This window comes from Clostridium sp. (assembly GCF_040797585.1).
GTDB lineage: Bacteria > Bacillota > Clostridia > Clostridiales > Clostridiaceae > Clostridium_Z.
In genome coordinates this window covers 1-2,704 of the sequence record NZ_JBFNEO010000285.1, presented here as the reverse complement: position 1 = coordinate 2,704, position 2,704 = coordinate 1, and the positions used below count along the sequence as shown (strand labels likewise).

The window sequence follows — 2,704 nt, the reverse complement described above, 5'->3', positions numbered from 1 at the left end:
CATCCTTTCCCCTCTGACACTAGGTAACTTATCCTAATTAAGAGTATCTGCCTTCAAAAATTCAATAAAATAAATTTTTTCTCTTCACCAAAACTATTATCATTATTAGAATTCTATTATCATTATAATAATTTTTCTTGTTTTGATAATTTATATAGCACTATAGATATAACACATAATATCTTAATACTTAATATACTACAACTCATATTAGATTGAAGTTTAGATTAATATGCCACATGTTTTTCTATATAAAAATATAAAAAGCCTTAACTTCTCATATTTTAATGAAAAATTAAGGCTTTTATTAAAAATTAGCTACTATAGGGTTTTTGATTCAAAACTTATCTTATGAACTGCTTAAAATCTAAGATTTTAAAGGCTTTAAGTACATGTATAAGTTAAGATTTAGGCTAAAAACCCTATATTATTTTTTGTATTTTAAATGTAATAATTTATGTGATAATCCCTGTCCTGCTTTACCAAAATAGCTTTCATACATTTTAATTAAAGCAAGATTTTCATGGGACTTTCTTCTCTTAAGATTTTTGTCTTGGTTATATAAAACTGAAGCTCTTACTGCTCTCACATTTATTTTTTCTCTATCTGCAGCATTTACATGAGGTTGTCCCCCTCCATCTACACAGCCTCCCGGACAAGCCATTACTTCTATAAAATGATATTGTTTTTCATTTATTTTTCCAGACTTCATGAACTCAAATAAATTAGAAGCTCCATTTATTACCGCTATATTATATTCTTGTCCACCTATTTCCACAGAAGCCTCTTTTATTCCCTTAAGACCTCTTACCTCATCATACTCTATGTTCTCTAAATCCTTCTTTTCAATAAAGTCTTTAGCACTTCTTAAAGCCGCCTCACATACTCCACCAGTAGCTCCGAAAATCGCTCCTGCTCCTGTATATTCTCCCATGGCTGGATCTACTTCACTATCCTCAAGTTTTGCAAAATCTATCTTTGCATCTTTTATCATTTTTGCAAGTTCTCTAGTTGTTATAACAGCATCTATATCTCTTAATCCATTATTCTCCATCTCTAACCTGTCAGCTTCATACTTCTTTGCAGTACACGGCATTATAGTAACAGTGTATATATCCTCTGGATCTAATCCTTCTATAGATGGATAATAAGTTTTAGTTGCAGCTCCGAATATTTGCTGCGGTGATTTAGCTGTAGATAAATTATCTAAAACCTCTGGATAGTAGTTCTCCACTTGTCTAACCCAAGCAGGACAACAGGATGTAAACATTGGAAAAGGTCCATTATTCTTAACTCTTTCAACAAACTCTGTAGCCTCTTCCATTATGGTCATATCGGCTCCAAAGTTTATATCGAATATCTTATCAAAACCAAGAGCTCTTAATGAGGTATATAACTTTCCTGTTACATCTACCCTATATCCCATCTTAAATAACTCTCCCATGGCAGTTCTTATGGATGGTGCCATAGCTACAATTACATGCTTCTTTGGATCTTCTAATGCAGATTTAACCCTATCCATATGACTTTTTTCTGATAGAGCATCTACAGGACATGCAATTACACACTGTCCACATAATAAACAATTAGTTTCATCAAAACACTTCAATCCTTCTGTTCCTATTACCTTATCCCCATCTTTATCTACAAACTTTATAGTAGAAGTGCCTGTTTTGTTAGTACAAGCTCCAACACATCTTCCACACTTTACACATTTACTTCTATCAATAACTAAAGATTTACTTCTTTCATCTACATATTCCGATTTATTCGAAGGCAAGAATGGTTTTCCTGCTCTTGCCTTATGCTTTATAACCAATTTTAAAAATTCACAGTTTTCTCTTCTTTTACAAGGACCGCATTTAAATTCATGTGAATCTAACATATTAGATATTCTTTCTTTTATTCTTTCGTTAACTTTTTCAGAATTAGTATTTATCACCATGCCTTCTTCTACAAAAGTATTACAAGCGGTAACTAATTCATCTCTTCCCTCCACCTCAACTACACAAACACCACAATTTCCTACATCATTACAATCCTTTAAAAAACACAAAGTAGATATATCTATCCCATTTTCCTTAGCAGCTTTTAATATGGTGATATTATCTTCAACTTCTAAAGCTACGCCATTAATTAGTACACTATTCATAGTATCCTCCTAAGTTTCCCTTAATTATCTTGAATTTTACCTAAAAATAAGGTGAACTCTACATAATATTTTTAAGTTAAACTATGTATTTTTAGAAGTAATATCTAAAATATATAGCAATATAGAAATCACCTAAACATTGTAACAAAATATAATAGATTACATAAATAACCATATTATAATCAAAAAAATTTCTCCTTATTTAATATAAGTATTTCTTATATTAAATGGATGATTTTTATAAATTCCTATTACACAACATTTTTCTACATCTCAAGTATAAATTTTAACATAATCTTATGAAAAAATCATTAGTCTTTAACTTCTACTATTATTAAATATTACGAATTAATCCATATATATTAAGGTTATACTTCTATTTCCTTTACTTTATTAAAATTTAATTTTCCATATAAATTTATTCCTAAATATTCATTAATCTTAATTAATTGTATATAAGTCTTTCTTATATATAAACATTTTCATAGTCATATTCTTATATATTTATCCTTATATCTCTAAAATTCTCAATATGTAAACATATTTATTTAA

The 2,704-nt window shown here is 29.1% G+C and carries 1 protein-coding gene; it reads right to left on the bottom strand.

The window, feature by feature from the left end; genetic code table 11:
* Positions 1 to 427: 427 nt before the first annotated feature.
* Positions 428 to 2,152, bottom strand: a complete 1,725-nt coding sequence (locus tag AB2369_RS12810) for a ferredoxin hydrogenase (protein WP_367666863.1) — start codon at positions 2,150 to 2,152, stop codon at positions 428 to 430.
* Positions 2,153 to 2,704 lie beyond the last annotated feature (552 nt).